19 protein-coding genes are annotated in these 26332 nt (G+C 66.8%); 11 read left to right on the forward strand and 8 right to left on the reverse strand.

All coding sequences use genetic code 11. The features are described 5' to 3' along the window. From G370_RS0104465 to grxC, 5 genes are all read right to left on the reverse strand, one after another. Window positions 1–909: a LysR family transcriptional regulator gene (locus tag G370_RS0104465; protein WP_019659532.1), complete on the reverse strand. Its 909-nt coding sequence runs from the start codon at window positions 907–909 to the stop codon at window positions 1–3. A gap of 53 nt (window positions 910–962) precedes the next feature. Continuing rightward, window positions 963–1706 carry a cysteine hydrolase family protein gene (locus G370_RS0104470; RefSeq protein ID WP_019659533.1) on the reverse strand — a complete coding sequence of 248 codons (744 nt, stop codon included), beginning with the start codon at window positions 1704–1706 and terminating at the stop codon, window positions 963–965. A 200-nt stretch (window positions 1707–1906) separates the two neighbouring features. Continuing rightward, window positions 1907–2911: an isocitrate dehydrogenase gene (locus G370_RS0104475; protein WP_019659534.1), complete on the reverse strand. Its 1005-nt coding sequence runs from the start codon at window positions 2909–2911 to the stop codon at window positions 1907–1909. 324 nt (window positions 2912–3235) lie between these two features. Further along, on the reverse strand, window positions 3236–3628 hold the full coding sequence (locus G370_RS0104480; protein WP_005408260.1) for a carboxymuconolactone decarboxylase family protein: 393 nt from the start codon (window positions 3626–3628) through the stop codon (window positions 3236–3238). After that, window positions 3625–3915: a glutaredoxin 3 gene (gene grxC / locus G370_RS0104485; RefSeq protein WP_019659535.1), complete on the reverse strand. Its 291-nt coding sequence runs from the start codon at window positions 3913–3915 to the stop codon at window positions 3625–3627. Before grxC ends, G370_RS0104480 begins: the two co-directional genes overlap by 4 nt. Window positions 3916–4057: 142 nt before the next feature. On the opposite strand from grxC, the gene G370_RS0104490 reads away from it, so the two are divergent. From G370_RS0104490 to lpxH, 10 genes are all read left to right on the forward strand, one after another. Further along, the gene (locus G370_RS0104490; RefSeq protein WP_019659536.1) at window positions 4058–5704 is read left to right on the forward strand and encodes a tetratricopeptide repeat protein; all 1647 of its coding nucleotides are present in this window, start codon (window positions 4058–4060) and stop codon (window positions 5702–5704) included. Window positions 5705–5821: 117 nt separating this feature from the next. Then, the gene (phoB, locus tag G370_RS0104495) at window positions 5822–6511 is read left to right on the forward strand and encodes a phosphate regulon transcriptional regulator PhoB (RefSeq protein WP_005408258.1); all 690 of its coding nucleotides are present in this window, start codon (window positions 5822–5824) and stop codon (window positions 6509–6511) included. Between the two features lie 106 nt (window positions 6512–6617). Then, on the forward strand, window positions 6618–7949 hold the full coding sequence (gene phoR, locus G370_RS0104500; RefSeq protein WP_019659537.1) for a phosphate regulon sensor histidine kinase PhoR: 1332 nt from the start codon (window positions 6618–6620) through the stop codon (window positions 7947–7949). 4 nt (window positions 7950–7953) lie between these two features. Then, complete coding sequence (gene ppk1 / locus G370_RS0104505) at window positions 7954–10041, forward strand: polyphosphate kinase 1 (RefSeq protein WP_019659538.1); 2088 nt, start codon at window positions 7954–7956, stop codon at window positions 10039–10041. A gap of 170 nt (window positions 10042–10211) precedes the next feature. After that, window positions 10212–11738 carry an exopolyphosphatase gene (ppx, locus tag G370_RS0104510; RefSeq protein ID WP_019659539.1) on the forward strand — a complete coding sequence of 509 codons (1527 nt, stop codon included), beginning with the start codon at window positions 10212–10214 and terminating at the stop codon, window positions 11736–11738. A gap of 304 nt (window positions 11739–12042) precedes the next feature. Next, window positions 12043–15012, forward strand: a complete 2970-nt coding sequence (locus tag G370_RS0104515; RefSeq protein ID WP_019659540.1) for a TonB-dependent receptor domain-containing protein — start codon at window positions 12043–12045, stop codon at window positions 15010–15012. Between the two features lie 336 nt (window positions 15013–15348). Then, entirely contained in the window at window positions 15349–18273 is a 2925-nt protein-coding gene (locus G370_RS0104520) for a TonB-dependent receptor domain-containing protein (protein ID WP_019659541.1), read from the forward strand. A 146-nt stretch (window positions 18274–18419) separates the two neighbouring features. Then, window positions 18420–19565 carry a glycosyltransferase family 4 protein gene (locus G370_RS0104525; RefSeq protein WP_019659542.1) on the forward strand — a complete coding sequence of 382 codons (1146 nt, stop codon included), beginning with the start codon at window positions 18420–18422 and terminating at the stop codon, window positions 19563–19565. Further along, window positions 19546–20085 (forward strand): phosphatase PAP2 family protein, encoded by a 540-nt coding sequence (locus G370_RS0104530; RefSeq protein WP_019659543.1) that lies wholly within the window; start codon window positions 19546–19548, stop codon window positions 20083–20085. The genes G370_RS0104525 and G370_RS0104530 overlap by 20 nt, the downstream gene beginning before the upstream one ends. A gap of 65 nt (window positions 20086–20150) precedes the next feature. Then, window positions 20151–20897 (forward strand): UDP-2,3-diacylglucosamine diphosphatase, encoded by a 747-nt coding sequence (gene lpxH, locus G370_RS0104535; RefSeq protein ID WP_019659544.1) that lies wholly within the window; start codon window positions 20151–20153, stop codon window positions 20895–20897. 87 nt (window positions 20898–20984) lie between these two features. On the opposite strand, the gene G370_RS0104540 is transcribed toward lpxH, so the two are convergent. Continuing rightward, entirely contained in the window at window positions 20985–22238 is a 1254-nt protein-coding gene (locus G370_RS0104540; protein WP_019659545.1) for a M12 family metallo-peptidase, read from the reverse strand. A gap of 225 nt (window positions 22239–22463) precedes the next feature. Between G370_RS0104540 and G370_RS0104545 the strand changes: the two genes are divergently transcribed. Then, window positions 22464–23921: a phospholipase effector Tle1 domain-containing protein gene (locus G370_RS0104545; protein ID WP_019659546.1), complete on the forward strand. Its 1458-nt coding sequence runs from the start codon at window positions 22464–22466 to the stop codon at window positions 23919–23921. A gap of 86 nt (window positions 23922–24007) precedes the next feature. On the opposite strand, the gene G370_RS0104550 is transcribed toward G370_RS0104545, so the two are convergent. Together G370_RS0104550 and purF are read right to left on the reverse strand one after the other, a co-directional pair. After that, window positions 24008–24832 carry a ferritin-like domain-containing protein gene (locus G370_RS0104550; protein ID WP_019659547.1) on the reverse strand — a complete coding sequence of 275 codons (825 nt, stop codon included), beginning with the start codon at window positions 24830–24832 and terminating at the stop codon, window positions 24008–24010. 9 nt (window positions 24833–24841) lie between these two features. Beyond that, window positions 24842–26308: an amidophosphoribosyltransferase gene (gene purF, locus G370_RS0104555; RefSeq protein WP_019659548.1), complete on the reverse strand. Its 1467-nt coding sequence runs from the start codon at window positions 26306–26308 to the stop codon at window positions 24842–24844. Between the last annotated feature and the right edge of the window lie 24 nt (window positions 26309–26332).

Raw genomic sequence — 26332 nt, forward strand, 5'->3', positions numbered from 1 at the left:
CTAGCCAGTCGCGCCCACCTGTGCAGCGTAGTGCGCCGCAAGGTGCTCGACCAGCGCGCGCACTTTCGGCGCCAGCGCCCGCGCATGCGGATACAGCGCGAAGTAGCGCCGCTGCCCGGCGTGCCAGGCGGGCAGCACACGGATCAAACGACCGGCGCGCAGGTCTTCCTGCACGGTCAGTGCGGTGAACAGGCTGATGCCCATGCCCGCCAGCGCGGCGGCATACAGCGCCGGCGTTGCATCCACCCGCAGGCGTTGCCCGGCCTCGATGCTCGCGCTGGCGCCGCGCGGCCCCTGCAGCTGCCAGGGCGACATCGCCGCTGCAGGACTGAACCCCAGCAGCGCGTGCTGCGCAAGGTCCGACGGCTGACGCGGCAGGCCATGACGCGCCAGGTAGGCCGGTGCGGCGACCAGGATGCGCGGGCAGCTGGCCAGCTCGCGCGCGACCAGCTGGCTGTCCGGTAGCGAGGCTGCAATACGCAGCGCCAGGTCGAAGCCACCACCGACGACATCGACGAGCTGATCATCGGCCGACAGATCCAGCGCGACCTGCGGGTAGCGCTGCAGGAAGGACGGCAACCAATGCGGCAGCTCCTGGCTGGCCACCACCTGCGGCACGCTGATCCGCACCCTGCCACGGGGTTGCGCCTGCCCGGCGCGGGCACGATCGTCCGCCTCCTGCAGGCGGTCCAGCAGCGTTGCCGCCTCGCGATAGTAGTCGCGCCCGGCCTCGGTCAATGACAGCCGGCGGCTGTTGCGATCGAGCAAGCGAACCTGCAGATGTTCTTCCAGCTGGCGCAACTGCCGTGACATCGCCGAGTGGGTGGTTCCCAGGCGTTCAGCGGCCGCGGTGAAACTGCCCGCGTCAACGATGGCGCGCAGCGCACGCAGGGCGGCGAAGTGATCCATCGGCTAGTGGCTCCACGTTGCGGTGCCCACGGCATGCGGGCCCCGCCAGCTTATCAAGCGCCGTCGCCAGCCTTGCGCACCGGCAACGCCAGGATCGCGTCGGTACTCATGACATCCCCGAACGCGTCTTCGATCTGCGCCAGCGAGGCGTCATGCAGCGCGCGATGGCCGATGCGCTGGCCACCGGCCAGGTCCAGGTCGCGGCTGGCGCTGGCGTCGGACGAGACGATCACCCGGTAGCCACGTGGTGCGGCCGCTGCGTCGCGCGCAGCACCGGCGACGCAGGCATGGGTCTGCAGGCCGGTGACGATAAGGGTGTCGATACCGGCATGCTTCAGCACCGTGTCGAGCACCGCGGCCGAGCTGCCAGCGAACACGCTGACGTTGTCCTTCTGCACCACGGTCTCGCCCTTGCGCGGCTGCAGGTCGCGATGGAAGTCGGCATTGACGCTGCCCAGCGCGAACAGCGGTGCGCCGGCCGGCAACACATGCTGCACGTGGATCACGCGGATGCCGTGGGCATCGGCGAACGCGACCACCCGCTTGGCCTGGCGCAGTGCGGCCACGCCATCGGGAATGACCATGCGGCCACCGGCGAAGCCCGGCGCGGCGCTGGCGTCGAAGTACTCGTTCTGGAAGTCGATCACCAACACCGCAGTCTTCGCCGCATCCAGCGAGGCCGCGACCGGCGCGCCCGCCATATGGCGGATGGTGGGATGGGCCGGCTCGGCGGCGACGACCGGAGTGGTGACGGCCATGCCGATCAGGCTGGCCAGGCCGAAGGCGGTGAGGTTCATGGGAGGGTTCCTGTGCGGTGGGTGTGGGGCACAGGATGCGGAGCGATTGGCGCACGAACCAGCCGTGCGGGGGCACATGACCTGTGCGAAAACCGCACAACCGATCATTCCGTCATCCACGCATGGCGTGGATCTACCGGAAAACGCAACGGGGCGCCCGAAGGCGCCCCGCTGGGATCCAACCGAGGCCGACCGGCCGCTTACAGGCGGCTGGCGATGGCCTTGGCGAAGCTCATGGTGGTGCCGGTGCCGCCCAGGTCGCCGGTCAGCGAGTCCTTGGCTTCCATGGTCGCCACGATGGCCTTGCGCAGGCGCTCGGCATTTTCCGGCTGGCCGACGTGGTCCAACATCTGCGCGGCTGCCAGCAGCAGCGCACACGGATTGGCCTTGCCCTGGCCGGCGATGTCCGGCGCGGTGCCGTGCACGGCTTCGAAGATCGCCGCATCCTTGCCGATGTTGGCACCCGGGGCCAGGCCCAGGCCGCCGACGAGGCCGGCGCACAGGTCGGAGATGATGTCGCCGAACAGGTTGGTGGTGACGATCACGTCGAACTGTTCCGGACGCATCACCAGCTGCATGCAGCAGTTGTCGACGATCATTTCCTGGAATTCGATGTCCGGGTACTGCGCGGCCACTTCACGGGCGACGTTCAGGAACAGGCCCGAGGTCGACTTGATGATGTTGGCCTTGTGCACGGCGGTGACCTTCTTGCGGCCGGTGCTCTTGGCCAGCTCGAAGGCGTAGCGCACGATGCGCTCGGAGCCCTTGCGGGTGATGCGGGTGCCGGAGAACGCGGTCTCGCCGTCGGCAGACACTTCTTGGCCTTCGGCCAGGTAGGCACCTTCGGTGTTCTCACGAACGGTGATCAGGTCGACGTTGTCGAAACGCGACTTGGTGTTCGGGAAGGTGTGGGCCGGACGCACGTTGGCGTACAGATCGAAATGGCGGCGCAGGCTGACGTTGATCGAGGTGAAGCCACCACCGACCGGGGTGGTCAGCGGGCTCTTCAGCGCGACCTTGTTGCGCGCGATCGATTCCAGGGTCACCGCCGGCATCAGGTCGCCGTGCTTTTCCAGGGCCACCAGGCCGGCGTCAGCGTCTTCGTACTCCAGGCCAGTCTTGAGCTGGTCGAGCACGAACAGGGTGGCGTCCATGATTTCCGGGCCAATGCCGTCGCCGCGGATGACCGTAATTTTCTGCGTCATTGATCGATGTTCCGAACAGGGGGAAAAACGCCGTCCGGACGTGCCCGGAAACGCCGGCGCAAAGGAAGTTTCACCGGCAATTATGCCTGAGCCGGGGCCGAGGTCCCAAATAGACCATGGTCCCAGTCCCCGGCTCAGGCAGAATTGCCCGCGCATCCCGCCTTAACCCTGCGCCTGTCGGCGCGCCCCCTTGAACAACAAGGGGGCTCCTGGACTGTTGGATTGCGGGGAAGGCCCCCTTGCAGGTCCGGTAGTGCCGGCCGCTGGCCGGCAACCCCGGCCATGCCGGATTCAGGCGATGCCGGCCCGCGGCCAGCACGCCCCTCAGTGCTCGTGCGCGGCTGGCGCGGCGGCGCCGCCTTCGAGCTGGTCGAGGAAGTCGACCGCGCGGCGCAGGTGCGGGATCACGATGGAACCGCCGACCACCAGGCCGACCGAGAAGGTCTCGAAGAACTCTTCGCGGGTCACCCCGGCGTCCTTGCACTGGGCCACGTGGTAGCTGATGCAGTCGTCGCAGCGCAGCACCATCGAAGCCACCAGGCCCAGCAGTTCCTTGGTCTTCACGTCCAGCGCGCCGGCCTGGTAGGTCTGCGTGTCCAGCGCGAAGAAGCGCCGCACCACCTGGTTCGGTTCGCCCAGGATGCGTTCGTTCATGCGCTTGCGGAAGTCGGTGAACTCGGCGATGCGGTCCTTGCTGCCGTCGTCGGCCGCGCTCATGCCTGACCCTGCCCGGCCAGCAGCGGCTCGAGCTTGCCTTCACGGTGCAGGGCCATCATGTCGTCGTAGCCGCCGACATGGACGTCGCCGACGAAGATCTGCGGCACGCTGGTACGGCGGGTCTTGGCCACCATCTTCTCCCGCTCGGCCGGGTCCAGGTCGATGCGGACCTCGGTCCACTGCTGGCCCTTGCTCTTCAGGAAGTTCTTGGCGGCCACGCAGTACGGGCAGACGGCGGTGGAATAGATGGTGATGGCGGGGGCACCGCCGGCGGTCTGGGCTGTCACGGGAAACTCCACGATGGATCGACGGTCTACATATGGTACCGGTGCGCTGGAATTTCCACGCCACGGCCGCAACACTGTGGATTAACGAATGGTTGCCCCCTGCCCTGCCACGCTTGGCGCGCCCCGCCCGAGGACCCCCTGCTTGCGAGCCCTGCTGCTGACTACCGCCGTCACCCTGGCCCTGGCCGTGCCGCTGGCCCAGGCCCAGGAGAAGCTGCCCGACATCGGCTCCTCGGCCGGTGAGCTGCTGACCCCGGCCCGCCAGGCCGAGTACGGCGCGATGATGCTGCGCGAGCTGCGCAACTATGGCTACCTGCTGGACGACCCGCTGGTGAACGATTGGCTGCAGACCATGGGTACCCGGCTCGGCTCCAACAGTGACCAGCCACGGCAGCCCTATACCTTCTTCGTGATGAAGGACCGGCAGATCAACGCCTTCGCCACCCTCGGCGGCTACATCGGCGTCAATGCCGGCCTGGTCCTGACCGCCGAGCGCGAGGACGAGGTGGCCGCGGTGCTGTCCCACGAAATCGCCCACGTTACCCAGCAGCACGTGCTGCGCGGGGTAGAGCGCGCCCAGCGCGACCAGATCCCGATCCTGCTGGGCATGCTGGCGGCGGTGGTGGCCGCGCAGGCCAGCAACAGCACGTCCTCCGGCAACGCGACCATGGCCGCGATCAGTTCCGGCATGGGCCTGATGCAGCAGCGGCAGATCAACTACACCCGCTCCAACGAGTCCGAGGCCGACCGCCTCGGCATCCGCACGCTGTCGCGCAGCGGCTACGACGTGGATGCCATGGCCGGCTTCTTCGAACGGATGGCATCGGCGATGCGCGGCAACGAAGGCGGCTACAGCGTGCCCGAGTTCCTGCGCACCCACCCGGTCAACATCACCCGCATCAGCGAGGCCAAGGCCCGCGCCGAGCAGATGAAGAAGGACACGGTGCTGCTGACCACCACCACCCCCAGCGGCGAGCGCAGGGAGCGCGTGGACCCGGCCGACCCCAGCCTGGCCGAGCCCCTGCTGCGCGGAAACAACCCGCTGCTGCCCAGCAACGTGCTGCGCATCCCGATGGGCCAGCTCAGCCGCGGCGCCAGTGGCGACTTCGACTGGGCGCGCGAGCGCCTGCGCGTGCTCAGCGCGGACTCCGCGCCCGAGCTGGAACGCGAGTACGCCGATCTGGCCAAGCGCCAGGAGGACGGCCTCAACGATGCCCAGCGCTATGGCCAGGCGCTGGCGGTGATGCGCGGCGGTCGCGCCGGCGCCATCCAGGCCCGGCAGACCCTGGCCGGCCTGCTGCAGGCCCGGCCGGACAACCTGTGGCTGGCACTGGCGCTGGGCGAAGCGGAGTCACGGGCCGGCCAGGCCGCCCAGGCCAACAGCCGCTTCGAGCAGTTGCTGCGCCAGCACCCCAACAGCCGCCCGGTGGCACTGACCTATGCCGAGATCCTGAACGAACAGGGTACCCGTGAGGCCGGCCAGCGCGCGCAGGCCATGCTGCGGCCCCTGCTGTCGCAAAGCGGTAATGATCCGGTCTTCCAGCAGCGATATGCCCGCGCCAGCGAGCTGGCCGGCGACAGCGTGCGTGCCAGCGAGGCCTATGCCGAGGCGGCCTTCCTCAGCGGACGGCCGGAGCAGGCGCTGCTGCAGTTGCAGGCGCTCAAGCGCAACCCGGCACTGGATTACATCGGCCGTGCGCGGGTTGACGCGCGCATCGAATCGATCACCCCGACCGTGCTGGAGCTGCGCCGCCAGGGTGTGCAGGATCCGGACCTGGACCGGCGCTGAGCGCTGCATGACCGGCCGATGGCAGTCCCAGCAGGTTCCAGGCCGGGTAGTCACAAACATGTCATCAAACCGTAGTCTACTGGCACCACTCCAGTAACCGAGCCCTACGGTGTCCTCGTGCAGAAACGCATCCTGATCGTCGATGACGAGCCCGCGATCCGTGAAATGGTCGCCTTCGCCCTTCGCAAGGGCGATTACGAACCGGTCCACGCCGGCGATGCCCGGGAGGCCCAGACTGCGATCGCCGACCGCGTCCCCGACCTGATCCTGCTGGACTGGATGCTGCCCGGTACGAGTGGCCTGGACCTGGCCCGTCGTTGGCGCAAGGAAACGCTGACCCGCGAAGTGCCGATCATCATGCTGACCGCGCGCGGCGAAGAGAACGACCGCGTTGGCGGCCTTGAAGCCGGCGTCGACGACTATGTGGTCAAGCCGTTCTCGGCGCGCGAACTGCTGGCCCGCATCCGCGCGGTGATGCGCCGCGCCCGCGAGGACGACGAGGACGGCAGCGTGGCGGTCGGCCCGATCCGCATCGATGGCGCGGCGCATCGCGTATTCGCCAATGACCAGCCGGTGCCGATCGGCCCGACCGAATACCGCCTGCTGCATTTCTTCATGACCCACCCGGAGCGCGTCTATACCCGCGCCCAGCTGCTGGACCATGTGTGGGGCGGCAGCGTGTACGTGGAGGAGCGCACCATCGACGTGCACATCCGCCGCCTGCGTAAGACGCTGGAACCGTTCAACGCCGAGAACATGGTGCAGACCGTGCGCGGCGCCGGCTACCGTTTCTCCACTGCCACCTGAGTCTCGTCGTGCCGGCGCCACGCACCTGCGGGTGCCGGCGCCGGCAACTCTGCTATAACCCTCGGTTCACCCCAGTGAACCGCCGCACCTCAACGACGAGATCGCAATGCCCCGCCACATCCGCTCTGCCTGGTTGAAGACCCTGGCCACCGTTGCCGCGGTGCTGCTGTTCGCCGGACTGGTGGGGTGGCTCTCGGGGCATCTGTGGCTGTGCATCGCACTGGGCGCGCTGGCCACCCTGGCCTGGCACTACTGGCGGCTGCGCAGCGTGCTGCGGCGGCTGACCGCGCGCCAGCGCTGGGACACCGCCGAGGAAGGCAGCGGCGTCTGGAACGAGCTGGACCGCCTGCTGTACCGCAACCAGGTGGAAATGCGCGTACGCAAGCGCCGCCTGCTGGACATGCTGCGCAGCTACCGCGCCGCTGCCGCCGCGCTTCCCGATGCGGTGGTGGTGCTGGACCGCAACAGCCAGCGCGTGCAGTGGTTCAACGAAGCGGCTACCGCCCTGCTCGGCCTGCACCATCCCGGCGACCTTGGCGAGGCCCTGGTCGAACGCCTGCAGCCAATGCCGCTGGCGCACTGGCTGGCCGGTGGCCGCAACGCCGAGCCGATCCTGGACGTGCCCTCGCCGGTCGACCCGGCGATCCGCCTGAACCTGCGCCTGATTCCCTATTCGTCGGATTACTGGCTGCTGATCGCGCGTGACGTCAGCAAGCTGCTTCGCCTGGAACAGGTGCGCCGCGACTTCGTGGCCAATGTTTCACACGAACTGCGCACGCCGCTTACCGTGGTCCACGGCTACCTGGACATGATGGACCCGGAGGATTTCCCGGGAACCGGGCCGATGCTGGAAGAAATGCGCAAGCAGAGCCAGCGCATGGCCCAGCTGGTGGAAGACCTGCTGACGCTGTCGCGCCTGGAATCGCAGGAACACAGCGAGGAAGAGACCGTGGCCATGCAGCCGATGCTGGCAACCCTGCGCCGCGAGGCCGAAGCGCACAGCCAGGGCCGCCACCAGATCAGCATCGACGATCTGGCCGGCGTCGACCTGCAGGGCTCGACCAAGGAGCTGCACAGCGCCTTCTCCAACCTGGTCACCAACGCGGTGCGCTACACCCCGGCCGGTGGCCGCATCGCGGTGGAGTTCCGCCGCGAGGGCGACGGCGCCGTGCTGGCCGTGCGCGATTCCGGCTACGGCATTCCCGCCACGCACCTGCCGCGCCTGACCGAACGCTTCTACCGCGTTTCCAGCAGCCGCTCACGCGAGAGTGGCGGTACCGGACTGGGCCTGTCGATCGTCAAGCACATCCTCGGCCTGCACCACGCAAGGCTGGAGATCGAAAGCGAAGTCGGCAAGGGCTCGGTGTTCTCCTGCCATTTCGATGCCGACCACGTGCGCCCGCGCGAGTCCGCCCCCCTGACCTCCATCGAAGAATGACGCCATGAGCAGCCTCGGATCCCTCCCCCTCCCCGTGAGCCCGGACAACGATCCGTTGCGCGACCCGGCGCTGTACATCAACCGTGAGCTGTCGCAGCTGGATTTCAACTTCCGCGTGCTGGCCCAGGCGATGGACCCGCAGGTGCCGCTGCTGGAGCGCCTGCGCTTCATGTGCATCTCCTGCACCAACCTCGACGAGTTCTTCGAGATCCGCGCCGCCGCCGTGCGCCACGCGCAGGAATTCGGCCTGCCGCCGGCACCGGACGGGATGAGCCCGCAGGCCATCCTCAGCGCCATTCATGACCGCGCCGCCGAACTGGTGGACCAGCAGTACCGCTGCTGGAACGAGACGCTGCGCCCGGCGCTGATGGACGCCGGCATCGGCGTGCTCGGCCGCCATTCCTGGACCGATCGACAGAGGCGCTGGCTGCGCGCCTATTTCCGCAACGAGATCATGCCGGTGCTGTCGCCGCTGGGCCTGGACCCGGTGCATCCGTTCCCGAAGATCCTCAACAAGTCGCTGAATATCGTGGTGGTGCTCAAAGGCACCGACGCGTTCGGCCGCGCCGGCCACCTGGCCATCGTGCGTGCGCCGCGCTCACTGCCGCGCATCATCCAGCTGCCGGAAAAGCTGGGCGGATCACAGAATTTCGTGTTCCTGTCGTCGGTGCTGTCCACCTTCGTCGATGAGCTGTTCCCGGGCATGGAAGTCCAGGGCGCCTACCAGTTCCGCGTTACCCGCAACTCCGAGCTGGTGGTGGATGAGGAGGAAGTGGAAAACCTGGCGCTGGCGCTGCGCGACGAGCTGGTGGACCGCGGCTACCGGCCGGCGGTGCGCCTGGAGATCGCCCACGACATGCCGCGTGAGATCGTGCGCACCCTGCTGCAGAATTTCGGCCTGACCGAGAACGCGGTCTACCGCATTGATGGCCCGGTCAACCTCAACCGCATCATCCAGCTGTACGACCTGATCGCGCAGCCGGACCTGAAGTACCCGCCGATGACCCCGCGCACCCTGCGCGACAGCGACGGCATCTTCGAGACAGTGACACGCCAGGACCTGCTGCTGCACCATCCGTTCGATGCCTTCACCGCGGTGCTGGACCTGATCCGGCAGGCGGCGATCGATCCGAACGTGCTGGCGATCAAGCAGACCCTGTACCGCACCGGCAAGGATTCGCTGATCGTCGATGCACTGATCCAGGCCGCGCGCAACGGCAAGGACGTGACCGTGGTGGTTGAACTGCGCGCGCGCTTCGACGAGGAAGCCAACCTGGGCCTGGCCGATCGCCTGCAGGAGGCCGGCGTGCAGGTGGTGTACGGCGTGGTCGGCTACAAGACCCACGCCAAGATGCTGCTGATCGTGCGCCGCGAAGGCCGCAAACTGCGCCGCTATGTACACCTGGGCACCGGCAACTACCACAGCGGTACCGCCCGCGCGTACACCGACATCAGCCTGATCACGGCTGACCCGGACATCGGCAACGACGTGCACCTGCTGTTCCAGCAGCTGTCCGGCCTCGCCTCGAAGATGAAGCTCAAGCGCCTGCTGCAGTCGCCCTTCACTCTGCATACCGGCATCCTCGGCCGCATCGAGCGCGAGACGCGCATCGCCGCCGCCGGCCGCCCGGCGCGGATCATCGCCAAGATGAACGCGTTGAACGAACCGCAGGTGGTGCGCGCCCTGTACGCGGCCTCGCAGGCCGGCGTGCAGATCGACCTGATCATCCGCGGCGCCTGCACCCTGCGCCCGGGTGTGCCGGGCATCTCGGACAACATCCGCGTGCGCTCGATCGTCGGCCGCTTCCTGGAACACAGCCGCGTCTACTGGTTCGGCAACGACGGCGCTCCGGAAATGTACTGCGCCAGCGCCGACTGGCTGGAGCGCAACCTGCTGCGCCGGGTCGAGACCTGCTTCCCGATCCTCGACCCGGAGCTGGCCAAGCGGGTCTATCGCGAAGTGCTGCAGAACTACCTGGACGACAATCTCAACGCCTGGGAACTGGATGCCGACGGCATCTACCACAAGCGCGCGCCGGCGCACGACGAAGCGCCGCATTCCGCGCAGATGGCATTGATGCAGGGGCTGTAGTCTTGCCCCGGTGGATCCCGACCGCTGGTCGGGATTCGATCAGTGCCGACGAACGGTCGGCACCCACCCACAGCGGGATCTGACCCCTTGCCATCGTGCTGCACGCCTCCTTCCAAAATGTGAAGGCCGCGCGGTGACGAGCACACCGCCCCTTCGGCTAACATTCGTCCATGCCGCATACCACCACGACTCCGCCCGCATTGCAGGATGGCGACCTGCTGGCCGCCATCGACCTTGGCTCCAACAGTTTCCACATGGTCATCGCGCGCTACACGCTCGGTCAGCTGCGGGTGATCGACCGCCTGCGCGAGACGGTGCGCATGGCCGATGGCCTGGATGGCAAGGGTGGTCTCTCTTCCGCTGCACGCCAACGTGCACTGGAATGCCTGGCCCGCTTCGGCCAGCGCATCCGCAATGTGCCGCCGCACCGGGTGCGTGCGCTGGCCACCAACACCGTGCGCCAGCTGCGCTCGCCGCAGTCGTTCCTGGTTCCCGCCGAAACCGCGCTCGGGCATGCCATCGAAGTGGTCAGCGGTCGCGAAGAAGCGCGCCTGATCTACCTGGGCGTGGCCCATGCGCAACCACCCAAGCCCGGCCAGCGCCGGCTGGTGATCGATATCGGCGGCGGCTCCACGGAATTCATCATCGGCATGGGCATGCAGACCCTGGAGCGCGAAAGCCTGCAGGCCGGCTGCATCGCCAGCACACGGCGTTTCTTCCCTGGCGGCAAGCTGAGCAAGAAGCGCTGGAAGGATGCGCTGGCCGAGATCGGCCGTGAGTTCCAGCCCTTCGCCAGCAAGTACCGCGCGCTGGGCTGGCAGGAAGCCCTGGGTTCTTCAGGCACGCACAAGGCGATCAGCGAGATCTGCGCGACGATGAAGCTGAGCAAGGGCGCGATCACCGCCGAGGCCCTGCCGCAGCTGCGCGATGAACTGCTGAAGGCGAAGAAGATCGACGACATCCAGCTGCCCGGGTTGTCCAGCGACCGCCGCCCGATCATCGCCGGCGGGATCCTGGTACTGGAAGCCGCGTTCCAGGCGCTGGGCCTGCAAAAGCTGCTGGTGAGCAAGGCCGCGATGCGCGAAGGCATCCTGTATGACATCGTCGGCCGCGCCGGCGAGAACGACCTGCGTGATGAATCGGTGGCCGCACTCAGCCAGCGCTACGGCATCGATACCGTGCAGGCCGAGCGGGTGCAGGAGACCGCGCTGTCGCTGCTGGAACAGGTGCAGGATCGCTGGAGGCTCGATGCCGACGATGCGCGCATGCTCGGCTGGGCCGCGCGCCTGCACGAGCTGGGCCTGATGATCGCGCACAGCGGCTACCACGTGCACGGCAGCTATGTGCTGGAGCACTCGGATATCGCCGGCTTCTCGCGCCAGGAGCAGCAGATGCTGGCCGCGCTGGTGCGCAGCCACCGCCGCAGCGTGACCAAGACCGCCTTCGACGCCCTGCCCGAGCGCCTGCTGCTAACCGCACGCCGGCTGGCCGCCCTGCTGCGCCTGGCGGTGCTGCTCAACCGTGCCCATGAGGACGATCCGCTGCCGGCACTGGAACTGACCGCCGACGACAACCGCCTGTCGCTGATCGTGCCGCAGGCCTTCATCGATGCCCGGCCGCTGCTGCGCGCGGACCTGATCGGCGAGACCGATGGCATCGCCGGGCTGGGCATCCAGTTCCGGCCGTTCGTGGCCTGAGCGCCGCGCCCCCACCAGGGGAAAAGGTCACACACCGTTACAGTTCGCGCACGTGCCCCGCATAGATCTGCTGCGATGCAGCAGATCATGTCGAGCAAGCGCATCCAGCGTGACCGCTAAGCGACTGCTTTTGTTGAGCTTTCGTGAAATCTGATGAAGAAAGCTGGTACAAACCGACATATCCTCTTTACAGAGACTTAACCAACGAGACTACTATCGGGTCATCGGTCCGCTTGTCGGCGGCCGATTTCTTCGACGCCCTTTTTTGGCGTCCCTGCACGACCTTAGAGAGAGAGAGCTCGTCATGACTTCACGTACTACCCCCCTGGGGCAGGCCATCCGCTACGCCCTGGCAACCACGGCGGCGCTGGCCGCCCTGCCTGCGTTCGCCCAGAGTGGCGGCACCGCCGCGCCGACCACCCTGGATCGCATCGAGATCACTGGCTCGCGCATCCGCCAGGTGGACGTGGAGACCGCTCAGCCGGTCCTGGCACTGAGCCGGCTGGACATCGAGCGCCAGGGCTTCAGCTCGGTGGCCGACATCCTGCAGAACGTCACCGCGATGGGCAGCCCGGCGATCAGCCGTGCCAACGCGCTGAGCGCTGGCGAGAACACCGGCGGCACCTATATCGACATGCGCAACCTGGGCGCGCAGCGCACCCTGGTGCTGGTCAATGGCAAGCGTCTGGGCATCAGCACCTCCGGCTACCAGGACGTGTCCTCGCTGCCGGTGTCTGCGGTGGAGCGCATTGAAGTGCTGAAGGACGGCGCCTCGGCCATCTACGGTTCCGACGCGATGGCGGGCGTGATCAACATCATCATCCGCTCCAACGTCAACGGCGTGACCGCCAATGTCTACCACGGCCAGTACAGCGAAGGCGACGGTGCCCGTGACCGCTTCGATGTGGTCGGCGGCTGGAGCAACGATCGCGTGTCGCTGACCCTGGCACTGGAGCACTCCGAAGAAAAGAGCGTCTGGGCAAAGGACCGCTGGTTCAGCAAGTACGGCGTGAGCGACCGCCACCCGAACGACGCCTCCAACTGGACCACGCTGAGCCAGTGGGGCCAGGTTACCGGCCTGAAGGGCGGCCCGGGCTGCACCAACGCCACCCAGGGGTGTGGCTACTCACTCAACCGCGGCGCTGACCCGACCAACCCGGCCAACTACCACCTGACCGACGCAACCCCGTTCACCGGCGACGTCAGCAACGCCAACGAACAGATGCACGTCATGTATCCGCTCAAGCGTGATTCGGTGTACTTCGACGGTCGCTTCAAGATCACCGACCAGGTCAACCTGCGCACCGAATTCGGCTACAACAAGCGTTCGGCCGAGCGCCAGATTGCAGGCTACCCGCTGCAGTCCAGCTCGGTGTCCATCTCCGGTGACCCGACCGCCACCGGCCTGATGTCCAAGGACAGCTACTTCAACCCGTTCGGCACCCAGCACGGCTATGCCAGGCCAACCGACGTGGCCTGGAACCGCCGCACCTGGGAAATCCCGCGCGTGAGCACCAGCGAACTGAAGACCTACCGTGCGGTAGTGTCGCTGGATGGCAGCTTCGAGATCGGCCAGCGCTACTTCGACTGGGACGTGGGCTACCAGTACAACCGCAACGAGCTGACCGCCACCGCCACCGGCAACCTGCACAAGAAGCGCGTGCGTGACGCCGTGGGCCCGTCGTTCCTGGATCCGGCCACCGGCAAGGTGATGTGTGGCCGTCCGGGCGCGGTGATCAGCGGCTGCACGCCGTGGAACCCGCTGGTGCCCTACGGCAGAAACGATCCGAACGGACTGACCGGCAATGAAGAGCTGATGGCCTGGCTGTTCCCGGCGGAGCACACCACCGGCCGGACCACCACCAAGAACGCGTTCGCCAATCTGTCCGGCAGCATCCTGACCCTGCCGGCCGGCGACCTGGGCTTCGCCTTCGGTGTGGAAAGCCGCAAGGAAGATGGCCGCTACACCCCCGACGCTCTGGCCCAGACCGGTGCCACCACCAACCTGGCCGCTGGCCCGACCGGTGGCAGCTACAACGTGAAGGAAGCCTACCTGGAACTCAACGTGCCGGTGCTGGCCGACCTGCCCGGCGCACGCGAGCTGAGCTTCAATGCCGCTACCCGCTACTCCAAGTACAACACCTTCGGCAACACGCTCAACAGCAAGTTCGGCTTCAAGTGGAAGCCGATCGACCAGCTGCTGGTCCGTGGTACGTGGGCAGAAGGCTTCCGCGCCCCGACCATCAACGACCTGTACGGTGGTGGTTCGGAAACCTTCGCGCAGTTCAGCGACCCGTGCGACACCGTGTTCGGCTCGGCCAAAGGCAGTGCCGAAGTCCGCGCACGGTGCGCACGTGACATCGCCGATGCAGCCAACTTCCGCCAGCTGAAGCAGGGCAACACGCCGGTAACCACGGCGCAGGATGCCACCCCGACGCCGTTCGTGTCCGGCTCCAACCCGCTGCTGGTTCCGGAGACCTCGACCAGTAAAACGCTGGGCCTGGTGTGGAGCCCGACCTTCCTCAGCAACTTCAACGTGGCGCTGGACTGGTGGAAGATCCGCATCGACAACACCATCGTCGGTGACAGCCCCAACCAGATCCTGAAGGATTGCTATGAGCAGGGCATCGAATCGCGCTGCAGCCGCTTCACCCGCGATCCGTCCAACGGCATCGTCACCGGCCTGAAGTTCGGCAACCGCAATGCCGGTTTCGCCGAGACCGAGGGCTACGACCTGGATGTCAGCTATCGCGTCGACACCGGCTACGGCAAGCTGAGCGCAGGCTGGACCAGTACCTATGTGAGCAAGAACGTCTACCGCTCCACCAATGATGTCCGCGATGCGATCACGCCGATCAACGGCGTTGCCAACACCATCGGCACCGCTACCAGCCTTGCGTTCCGCGTGCGCTCGAACCTGGTGCTGGGCTGGGATGTAGGTGACTTCGGCGTCAGCTGGACCGCACGCTACTACTCCGGTGTGAAGGAGCGCTGCCTCAACGCCTCGCGGTATGCCGACGAATGCTCCGATCCGACCTTCCTGGCCCCGTGGCTGAAGTCGCCGACCGCCTACAACGAGCGGGGCGCGGTGACCTTCCACGACGTGCAGTTCCGCTACAACCTGCCGTGGGAGGCAACCGTGTCGGTGGGCGCCAACAATGTGTTCGGCAAGGAAGCGCCGGTGATGTACAGCAAGCCGAACTCGTCGTTCTCCTACTACGGTGGCTACGACATCGGTCGTTTCATGTACATGAAGTACCAGCAGCGCTTCTGATCCACCCGCGTTGCTGACGCTTGTCGACCACGGCCCTTCGGGGCCGTGGTTCTTTCTGATTCTGCGCAGACTGTCGCTTTCCACATTGCCCGTGCTGCGTTCCATCAGGGACCCGGTCCGCTGCCTCGCCTCCGCCGTAACGCCGCAGGCCGGAGCAATCGATTGATCTGCTTCCGCTTTGTGCAGAAGCGTCACACCTGTCTGCACGACTTTCGTCGCTTGCCCATACGTCTCCGCGCCCATCTTCACTAGGTTCGAACATCCACCACCGCGGTGGGATTGACGCAGCCCCGCTTGGCTGTGCTCCGAAGACTTCGAAGACTGAGAGAGAGACCCATGACCATCCGTATTCCCGAGCTCGGGTTGGCGATCCGTCGTGCCCTGGCGGTGACGGCCACCACCGCGCTGGCCGCCCCCGCATTTGCCCAGCACGCGCCGGAAGCCACCACGCTGGACCGTGTCGAGATCACCGGTTCGCGCATCCGCCAGGTCGACCTGGAAACCGCACAGCCGGTGCTGACCATCAGCCGCGCCGACATCGAGCGGCAGGGCTTCAATTCCGTCGCGGACATCCTGCAGAACCTGACCGCGACCGGCAGCCCCGCGCTCAGCCGCGCCAGCCCGCTCAGCAGTGGCGAAGCCTCCGGCGGCAGCTACGTGGACATGCGCGGGCTGGGGGCGCAGCGCACGCTGGTGCTGGTCAACGGCAAGCGCCTGGGCATGACCACTTCGGGTTACCAGGACATTTCCAGCATTCCCGCCGCTGCCGTGGAGCGCATGGAAGTGCTGAAGGACGGCGCTTCGGCCATCTACGGTTCCGACGCGATGGCCGGCGTGGTCAACATCATCACCCGGCGCAACGTCCAGGGCGTGGCGGCCAACGTCTACCACGGGCAGTTCAGCGAAGGTGACGGTGCGCGCACCCAGTACGACGTGGTTGCCGGCTGGTCGAACGACCGCGCCTCGATCAGCGTCGCCGCCGAGCATGTCGAAGAGAAGGGCGTATGGGCCAAGGACCGCGGCTTCAGCGCCTACAGCTACACCGATCGTCATCCGGACGATGGCTGGACCACGGTCGGCCAGTGGGGGCGCATCGTCGGCTTCAAGGGCCCGGGCTGCAGCAGCAGCCGTGGCTGCAGCTATTCCCTCGACCGCGGCAGCCAGCCGGGCGGGCCGGACAGTTTCCACCTCAGTGACAACACACCGTTCACCGGTGATGTCAGCAACAGCAACGAGCAGATGCACGTGCAGACACCGATCAAGCGCGATTCGCTCTTTGTCGACGCACGCATGGATATGAACGACCAGGTCCGCTTCAATACGCAGCTGGCCTACAACCGGCGTACCACCACGCGCCAGGTTGCCGGCTATCCGTTCCAGTCCGCTGCGGCCGGCATCACGCCGATGTCCGCCGACAGCTGGTTCAACCCGTTCGGCAGCCACCACGGCTATGAACACCCAAGCGACGTGCACTGGAACCGCCGCACCTGGGAGATTCCGCGGGTCAGCATCAGCGAACTGACCACCTGGCAGGGTGTGGCCGCGTTTGAAGGCAGCTTCCAGTTCGTCGGTCGCGAGTTCGATTGGGAAGCCGGCTACCAGTACAACCGCAGCGAACTGGAGCAGCGTGCCACCGGCAACCTGCACAAGCAGCGCGTCGCCGATTCCACCGGCCCTTCGTTCTACAACCCGGCCACCGGCAAGGTGGAATGCGGTACACCGGAGGCACCGATTGCCGGCTGCAAGCCCTGGAATCCGCTGGTGCCGTATGGCCAGGATGACCCTTACGGCCTGACCGGCAACAGCGAACTGCAGGACTGGCTGTTCCCCGAGGAAATCACCCGTGGCAGAAACACCACCCGCAACCTGTTCGCCAGCCTCAGTGGAGGCCTTGCCACGCTGCCTGCGGGGGAACTGGGCTTCGCCCTGGGCGTGGAGAGCCGCCGCGAGGAGGGGCGCTTCATTCCCGACGCGCTGGCCCAGACCGGTGCCACCACCAACCTGGCGGCGGGCCCCACTGGAGGGGGTTACCGCGTCGACGAGGCCTACCTGGAGCTGAGCGTGCCGTTGCTGCACGACCTCCCCGGTGCACGCCAGCTGACCCTCGACGCGGCAACGCGCTACTCGGACTACACCACCTTCGGCGGAACCCTCAACAGCAAGTTCGGCGTGTCGTGGAAGCCGATCGACCAGCTGCTGGTCCGTGGCACCTGGGCGCAGGGCTTCCGTGCACCGACCATCGCGAATCTGTACGGTGGGGGTTCGCAGACCTTCACCACCGGCTTCCGTGACCCCTGCGATACGGTGTATGGCGCGGCCGCCAGCAGCCCGGAGGTGCGTGCACGCTGCGCCGCCGACATCGCCAATGCAGACAGCTACCGCCAGCTCGGCCAGGGCAATGAGCCGATCACCGGCAGCAGCGGGCAGACACCGCTGCCCTTCACCAACGGTTCCAATCCCGACCTGAAGCCGGAAACCTCTACCAGCCGCACCCTGGGCCTGGTGTGGAGCCCGACGTTTGCCGAAGGGCTGAACATCGCGCTGGACTGGTGGAAGATCCGCATCGACAACACCATTGTCGCCGACCACCCCAACGACATCCTCCGCGACTGCTACGAACTGGGCATCGCCGAGCGCTGCGGCAGCTTTACCCGCGACCCGGAGCTGGGCATCGTCAACACGCTCAGCTATGGCAGCCGCAACAGCGGTTTCCGCCAGGCCGAAGGCTATGACCTGGAGATCGGCCACAAGATCGAAACCTCCTGGGGCACGTTGAGCGCCGACTGGAAGACCACCTATGTGGTCGCTGCGGAGCAACGGACCACCAACGAGGCGGATGTACCGCCGATTCCCAGCAATGGCATCGCCACCGACGGTGGCATTGGCTTCCGCGTGCGCTCCAACGCATCGCTGGGCTGGGAACGCGGCAACCTCGGCCTGACCTGGGGCCTGCGCTACTTCTCTGCGGTCAAGGAGCGCTGCCTGGGCGTTGATGAGTATCCGAACGAGTGTTCGCACCCCGACCAGCGCGCACCATGGTTCAGCGGCAGCCGTGACTATAACCGTCGCGGATCGGTCACCTTCCACGACGTGCAGGCACGCTACAACCTGCCATGGGATGCGACCGTCTCGATCGGTGCCAACAATGTGTTCGGCCGCCAGGGTCCGGTCATGTACAGCCAGCCGAGCGCCAATTTCTCCTACTACGGTGGCTACGACATCGGTCGTTTCATCTACATGAAATACCAGCAGCGCTTCTGATCCACCCGCGTTGCTGACGCTTGTCGACCACGGCCCTTCGGGGCCGTGGCTCCACGGCAACCGGACGGCCGTCATCCCGTGGTCGCAAAGCGGTCATATCCGCTACATCGCCAGGCCCGAGCATGCCGGAAACCCGGAGGCCCGCCATGCGCTATGCCATCGTCACCGAGACCTACCCGCCGGAAGTGAACGGCGTTGCCCTCACCGTGCAGGGCCTGGAGCAGGGACTGCGCAATTCCGGCCATGAAATCGACCTGATCCGGCCACGCCAGGCCAGCGAAGCACCGGACTCGGCGCCAGGTGCGCTGCTGGTTCCGGGCGCCGCACTGCCGCGCTACCCCGGCCTGCGCTTCGGCCTGCCTGCGCCGATCCGGCTCAACCGCCACTGGCAGCAGCAGCGTCCCGATGCGGTCTACATTGCCACCGAGGGCCCGCTGGGCTGGTCGGCGCTGCGCACCGCACGCCGCCTTGGCATTCCGGTCGCCAGTGGTTTCCACACCCGCTTCGACGAGTACCTGCCCGACTACGGCGTGGCCTGGCTGCAGGCCGCGGCGATGCGCTGGATGCGCCGGTTCCACAATCAGGCCGATGCAACCCTGGTGCCCACCCGCGAACTGCAGCAGTTCCTTGTTGAACAGGGCTTCGACCGCGTGCGCCTGCTGGCGCGCGCGGTCGACAGCCAGCAGTTCGATCCCGGCCGGCGCGACCCGGCGCTGCGCGAGGAATGGGGCGTGGACGGCAATGGCCTGGTCGCGATCTACGTCGGCCGCATCGCCGCGGAAAAGAACCTTGGCCTGGCGGTGAGAGCCTTCCGACGCCTGCAGCAGATCCGGCCCAAAGCCCGCTTCGTATGGGTGGGCGATGGCCCAGCCCGCGAAAAACTGGCACATGAAAACCCGGATTTCATCTTCTGCGGCATCCAGCGCGGCGATGCGCTGGCCCGGCATTTCGCCAGCGGCGATCTGTTCCTGTTCCCCAGCCGCAGCGAGACCTTTGGCAACGTGACGCTGGAAAGCATGGCCAGCGGCCTGGCCACCGTCGCTTTCGACTATGGCGCGGCTCGCGAATACCTGCGTGACGGCGAGAACGGCGCGGCCGTGGAAAACGATGAGCAGTTCATCGAGGCAGCCGTGCAGCTGGCCGCCGATGATGCACGGCGCCGCGAGTTGGGCAGCAGCGCCGCGCGTGCGATGAAGCGCCTGCATCCACAACAGGTGGTTGCCGAATTCGATGCGCTGCTGGCCGAGCTGGCCCAGTCGCGGAGGAGCGGCCATGCGCACTACGCCGCTTGAGCTGCTGGCCGGCCGCGAAGCACGGCTGTGCCGCCGGGCCAATCACTACTGCCGGCGTCGCCGTGTGCGCCGGCTGTTCTCGGCCATCAGCCGGCTCGGCGATGGCGTGTTCTGGTACGTGCTGATGGGCGCACTGGTGCTGCTGGACGGCTTCGACGGACTGCGTGCATCGGTGCACATGGCCGCCACCGGGCTGGCCGCACTGCTGCTCTACAAGGGCCTCAAGCGCTGGACCCGACGCCCTCGCCCGTATGCGGCCGATCTGCGCATCCGCGCCTGGGTGGCGCCGCTGGACGAGTTCAGCTTCCCTTCCGGGCACACCCTGCACGCGGTGTCGTTCACCATCGTCGCGCTGGCCTACTACCCGTGGCTGGCACCGCTGCTGGTTCCCTTCACCTTCGGCGTCGCGCTGTCGCGGGTGGTACTGGGCCTGCACTACCCGTCCGATGTACTGGCCGCCACCGGCATCGCCATCCTGTTGGCCTCGGCCAGCCTGGCCTGGCTGCCGCTGCCGGTGTGATGGCCGCTGCACCGGCCGCGCGTGGCCCGGCGCTACCGTCATCGTTGATGGCCTAGAATGCAGGCATGACCACGCTGTTCATTTCCGACCTGCATCTGGACCCCAGCCGTCCGGAGATCACCGACCTGTTCCTGCGCTTCCTGCGCGACCAGGCGCCCGGCGCCGATGCGCTGTACATCCTGGGCGACCTGTTCGAGGCCTGGATCGGCGACGACACGCCCTCACCCGCCGCCGATGCGGTGGCCGACGCACTGAAGGCACTCTTCGACAGCGGCGTGCCGGTGTACTTCATCCGCGGCAACCGCGATTTCCTGCTCGGCGAGGACTATGCCCGCCGCGCCGGCCTGCGCATCCTGCCCGACCCCTGCGTGATCGAACTGTACGGCCGCCCGGTGCTGCTGCAGCACGGCGACCTGTTGTGCACCGACGACATTCCCTACCAGCAGTTCCGCGCGCAGACGCGCGACCCGGCATTCCAGGCGCAGTTCCTGTCGCAGCCGCTGGCCGCGCGCATCGCCTTCGCGCAGAAGGCGCGTGATGCCAGCCAGGCACGCCAGGCGGAAATGAAGCAGGGTGACCGCGCACAGTTCGAGACCGTCACCGACGTGGCCCCGGCCGAAGTCGATGCCACCTTCGTGCGCCACGGCGTGGATACGATGATCCATGGCCACACCCATCGCCCGGCGGTGCACACGCTGCAGGCCGGTGGACGCACCTGCACCCGCATCGTACTGGGCGACTGGTACGAACAGGGATCGGTGCTGCGCGTGGATGCCGGCGGCTGGTCGCTGGATACGCTCGCGCGCGAATGATGGATCGCAGGGTGCCAACCAGGGTTGGCATCTACCCGGGCAGGTGCACGCACCCGGGCAGACACCGCCCCTGGCCGGCGCCTGGCCTCAGCGGAAGCCCGCGATGGTGGCCTTGGTATTGACCAGCACGCGCTGGTTGTCGGCGGTACTGGCGTTGCCCATCGGGATGCCGTTGTAGCTGATGTTCGGGTTGGACCAGTAGTTCAGGCGCGGGCAGCTGCGGGTGCAGTTGTAGGCCATGATCGTGCGCCAGCCGGTGCCGCTGGACGGCTCATAGCGATAACCATGGCCATAGGCGTACGGCGAGGTGCTCGGGTCGGTGGCGATATCATGCCGTGCACTCTGCAGGTGGCCGATCTCGTGCGCGAACGAGTAATAGCCTGTCGCGCAATCCCAGTACACCGCCGCGAAGGCGGTGGAAGCCGTCGAGCCTATGCCCGAGGCCAGGCCACAGTACGCACTGTTGTTGATCAGCAGCACGCCCACGTCCGCCGTGTAGGTGTTCCGGCTGGTGTGGATGCTGTCCATGTAGCCGTCGCTGGTGCCACGGAAGCGGGCCAGATCAGTATCGAAGCTGCCCGATTCGGTGTAGTTGGTGGTCTCGTAGCGGGCCAGCTGCATGGTGATGCCCACGTTGCTGTTGACATACCCCTGGTTGGACTCGGCCACGGCCAGCTGCACCAGCGACTGCATGTTGCCGCCATAGGCCGCCACGGCCGCATTGGTCGCCACCACCAGCACGCGGATGGTGGCCGGGGTGCCGGACGACGCCTGTGCGGTACCGATGCGATCGTTGGCGCCCATCGGGATTTTCGGCAGCTGGTTGTAGTCGGCCGGATGGTCGGCCGGCATCCGCGATTCGTCCACTTCCACCAGCACGTGGCGGTTGCCCAGCGGGCGCAGGCGATAGAGCTTGCCGTCCTTGCGGATCGACCCAGTGATGGTGTCGCCCGAGCGCACCAGGATCAGCGAATTGCCCGGATCGTCCTGGCCATTGGACGTGGCAGCGGTCAGCTTGTCCGAAGGGGAGCGGAACTGGCCGTACCAGATGCTGCCGCCATCGGGCAGCGCCTCCACCTTGCTGCGCACCGCCTGCACGCGCCGGCCGAGCAGTTCGAACTCGAGCTGCGGCTGCGCGGTGGCAGCTGCATCGACACGCACTTCCTGTACCGTCGCGGTGGACGGGGTGGCCAGCAGCTTGCCCAGCGCGGGCTCACTGTTTGCCGATGCACGGCTGATGACCGTCACTGGCTCGAACAACGGTGCCGCCTGCGCGGCCGCTGCCACCGACAAACCCAACACCAGGCCACCTGCCGCTTTGCCAATCGATCTGGACAACATTGCGTCGCTCCTTGAATGATGTGAACAGCGTTGATGCAGCACGCCCGGGTTTGCCGGGTTTGGCCATATGGCCTGCGTGGGCCGTGTGAATTCAATAGAAGACGGAGATGAAAATCAGGAACTGTGATCCACCGCATCTACGTTAATTAAGGTCAAAAGCGTCACTACACTTCGCCAATACACCGCTTTCGCGCTACCGTGACGTAGCCACGACGGGACATGCACATGGCTCCATCGCAGGACACGGACGAAGATGTCGGCTTGCTGCGGATAGGCCTGTTCTTCGATGGCACCCGCAACAACGCACACAACCTGGCACGCGGTCGCCCCCGGGTTCCGCAGCCACGTCCGGCGCAGCTGCGTGCGGATGACGATTCGACCTACCAGAGCCGGCTGACCAGCAGCTACGACAACGGCCTGACCAACATCGCACGCCTGCAGCAGCTGTATCCGGACAGCCGCCGCGATGCGATGGCCACACCTTCGCTGTCGATCTACGTGGAAGGCGTGGGCACCCGCGACGATGCCGACGACGACCTGATCGGACTGGCGTTCGGCATCGGCGCCAGTGGTGTGCGCGCCAAAGTACGGCGTGCGCTGCAGGTGCTGCTGCCGGCGGCACTGGCCGAGCTGTCCGCACGCTGGCAGCCACCGCTGCGTAGTGTGCAGGTGGATCTGTTTGGCTATTCGCGCGGCGCTGCCTCGGCACGTGACATCGGCAACCAGCTGCAGGGTTGGGACGGCACGCGGTGGCGGCAGCTGCTGCAGGCCTCGGGCCTTGCCTGTGCAACCGACTTCGCCCCGGCCACGCCGGTGCTTCGCTTCATCGGTCTGTTCGACACCGTGGTCGCGGTCAATGGCGGCCGCGCCGAGGAACAGCCGCAACTGGCGCTGCGCAGTGGCATCGCACGCCACGTCGTGCAGCTCACCGCGCGTGATGAACATCGCCAGCACTATGCACTGACCAGCGTGGCGCCGCCGTTCACCGAGATTGCCCTGCCCGGCGTGCACGCCAACATCGGTGGCGGCTACAACCAGCTCGACGAAGGGCCCAAGCTGCTCAGTCGCCCGCGCCGGCAGTTGCTGCGCCGCCCCGCGGTTGCCGACTACCAGATTCCTCCACTGGCGATGCTGCAGGCCACCACGGCCTATGCTGAAACACAGGCCGATGCCGAACGCTGGCGACAGCAGCTGGGCGTGGACGAGAAGGAAATCTGGGTGGATGTCTGGCACCAGTGGCAGCAGCAGCGACGCGCCGGCAGCCGCAGCGTGCTGTTGTCACCGGTGCTGTATGTGACCGCCGCCGTGGTACTGCGCCGGCCCATCGACTGGCGTTACCAGCTGATCGCACTGCAGGTGATGCAGCAGCAGGCCATCGATGCCGGCGTGCGATGGACTGCAAATGCCGCCGAGGTTCCCGGCTGGGAACTGCCGTCCGCCCTGCGGCCTATCGCACGGCGCCTGGTGGCCGGACAGCCACTGACGGCGACACAGGAGGCGCTGCTGCGTCGGCGCTACCTGATGCAGTCGGCGCACTGGAACTTCGATGCGCTGGGCGACACCGCACTGACCTACGCCGCCGATGCCGGCGTCAGCGAACTGCCGTACCGGCCCGGGCCGGGGTTGTTCTACATCAACCGGCCGACCGTGGATGGCAAGCGGGTGGTCCTGCCCAACGCATGACGCGCATCCACGCATGGCGTGGATCTACTGGTGCAGCCAGATGAAGTAGATCCACGCCATGCGTGGATGCCGCCAACCGGCGCGGCTCAGCCCGCCTGTTCGATCAGGTTGGCCAGCTCATCCGCATCGAACCCGGCCAGCAGGCGCGCTTCCATGTTGAACGGTCCGTGCAGGTAGCCGCCGGCGTACTCCACCAGCAGTTCCTTGAAACGTGCACGCGGTTCGACGCCGGCACGGTCACAATACCAGCGGTACCAGCGCGAACCGGCAGCCACATGTGCCACTTCCTCGCGCAGGATCACTTCCAGCACATCTGCGGTCTCGCCATCACCGACATTGCGCAGTTTCTCGATCATGCCGGGCGTCACGTCCAGGCCGCGCGCTTCCAGCACGCGCGGCACCAGCGCCATGCGTGCCAGGCCATCGTGCGCGGTCTTTTCGCACATTTCCCACAGGCCGTTGTGCGCGGGGAAGTCGGCGTAGTCGTGGCCATGCACCTGCAGGCGCTCGCGCAGCAGCATGAAATGCCGCGATTCGTCGTCGGCACAGCTGACCCAGTCGGCATGAAACGCCGACGGCAGGCCACGGAAGCGGTACACCGCGTCCCAGGCCAGGTCGATCGCGTTGAGTTCGATATGGGCGATGGCGTGGATGAAAGCGGCCCGCCCCTCCACGCCACCCAGTCCGCGCCGCGGAACTTCGCGCGGATGCACCAGCATCAGCTGCGCTGGCCGGCCCGGCATGCGGATCGGTTCCGGCGGTGGCGCATCGGCCGCCACCTTCAGGCGACCGGCACGGAACGCGGCCGCATACGCCTGGGTCAGCGCAACCTTGCGCAGCGGGTCGGCTTCGGCCAGGCACTGCTGCGCTGCGCGCAGCAGGTCGCCACCAACGTCGGGTACATCGACCACGCCTGATCCTCAGGCGCGGCGCTTGTGCTTGGCATCGTCCGAACGCAACTGCTGGATGCGCTCGAAGTAGCCCGGCTCGATACCGGTCGGGTAGTGGCCGTTGAAGCAGGACGAATCGAAGCTGCGCAGCGCCGGGTTGCCTTCGCTCACCGCCGCTTCCATGTCTTCCAGGTCCTGGTAGATCAGCCAGTCGCAGCCCAGGTGGGCCTCGATCTCTTCCACCGTGCGGTTGTGCGCGACCAGCTCTTCAGCCGCCGGCATGTCGATACCGTAGATGTTCGGGTAGCGCACCGGCGGCGCGGCGCTGGCCAAGTAGACCTTGCGCGCGCCCGCGTCACGGGCCATCTGCACGATCTGCTGGCTGGTGGTGCCACGCACGATCGAATCGTCCACCAGCAGCACCACGCGGTTGCGGAACTCAAGGTGGATCGGGTTGAGCTTGCGACGCACCGACTTCACGCGTTCGCCCTGCCCCGGCATGATGAAGGTACGGCCGATGTAGCGGTTCTTGATGAAGCCTTCGCGGTACTTCACGCCGAGCACGTTGGAGATCTCAAGCGCAGCGTCGCGCGAGGTATCCGGGATCGGGATGATGGTGTCGATGTCATGATCCGGGCGCAGGCGCAGGATCTTCTCGCCCAGCTTGATGCCCATGCGCATGCGCGCCTTGTGCACCGAGACATTGTCGATCATCGAGTCCGGGCGCGCGAAGTACACGTATTCGAAGATGCACGGGGTGTGCTCGGCCGGCTCGGCGCAGATCTCCGAGAACAGCTCGCCGCGCGCGGTGATGACCAGTGCCTCGCCCGGCTGCACGTCGCGCACGCGCTGGAAGCCCAGCACATCCAGCGCGGCCGACTCGGACGCCACGATGTACTCGTCACCCTCGGCATGGCTGCGCTTGCCAAGCACCAGCGGGCGGATTCCATGCGGGTCGCGGAAGGCGACCAGGCCCAGGCCCAGCACCACGCTGACCACTGCATAGCCACCCTTGCAGCGGCGGTGCACGCCGGCCACCGCGCGGATGGCCGCTTCCGGGCTGAGCTGGCGCTGCTGTTCCAGTTCGTAGGCGAACACGTTCAGCAGCACTTCGCTGTCCGAATCGGTGTTGACGTTGCGGCGGTCCTGTTCGAACACCTGCTGGCGCAGCACCTCGGTGTTGATCAGGTTGCCGTTGTGGGCCAGCGCGATGCCGTACGGCGAATTGACGTAGAACGGCTGCGCCTCGTCCATGCCTTCCGAACCGGCGGTCGGGTAGCGCACGTGGGCAATGCCCACGCTGCCTTCCAGGGTGGACATGGTGCGGGCATCGAACACATCGCGGACCAGGCCGGTGGCCTTCTGCACGCGCAGGCGGCTGCCGCTGGCGGTGGCGATGCCCGCCGCATCCTGGCCACGGTGCTGGAGGACGGTCAAGCCGTCATACAACTGCCCGGCGACGTTCTGGTTGCCGACGATTCCGACGATGCCACACATGATGCGAGGTCTCCGCTGGGCTGT

This window comes from Stenotrophomonas hibiscicola ATCC 19867, assembly GCF_000382065.1.
GTDB classification, from domain to species: Bacteria; Pseudomonadota; Gammaproteobacteria; order Xanthomonadales; family Xanthomonadaceae; genus Stenotrophomonas; species Stenotrophomonas hibiscicola.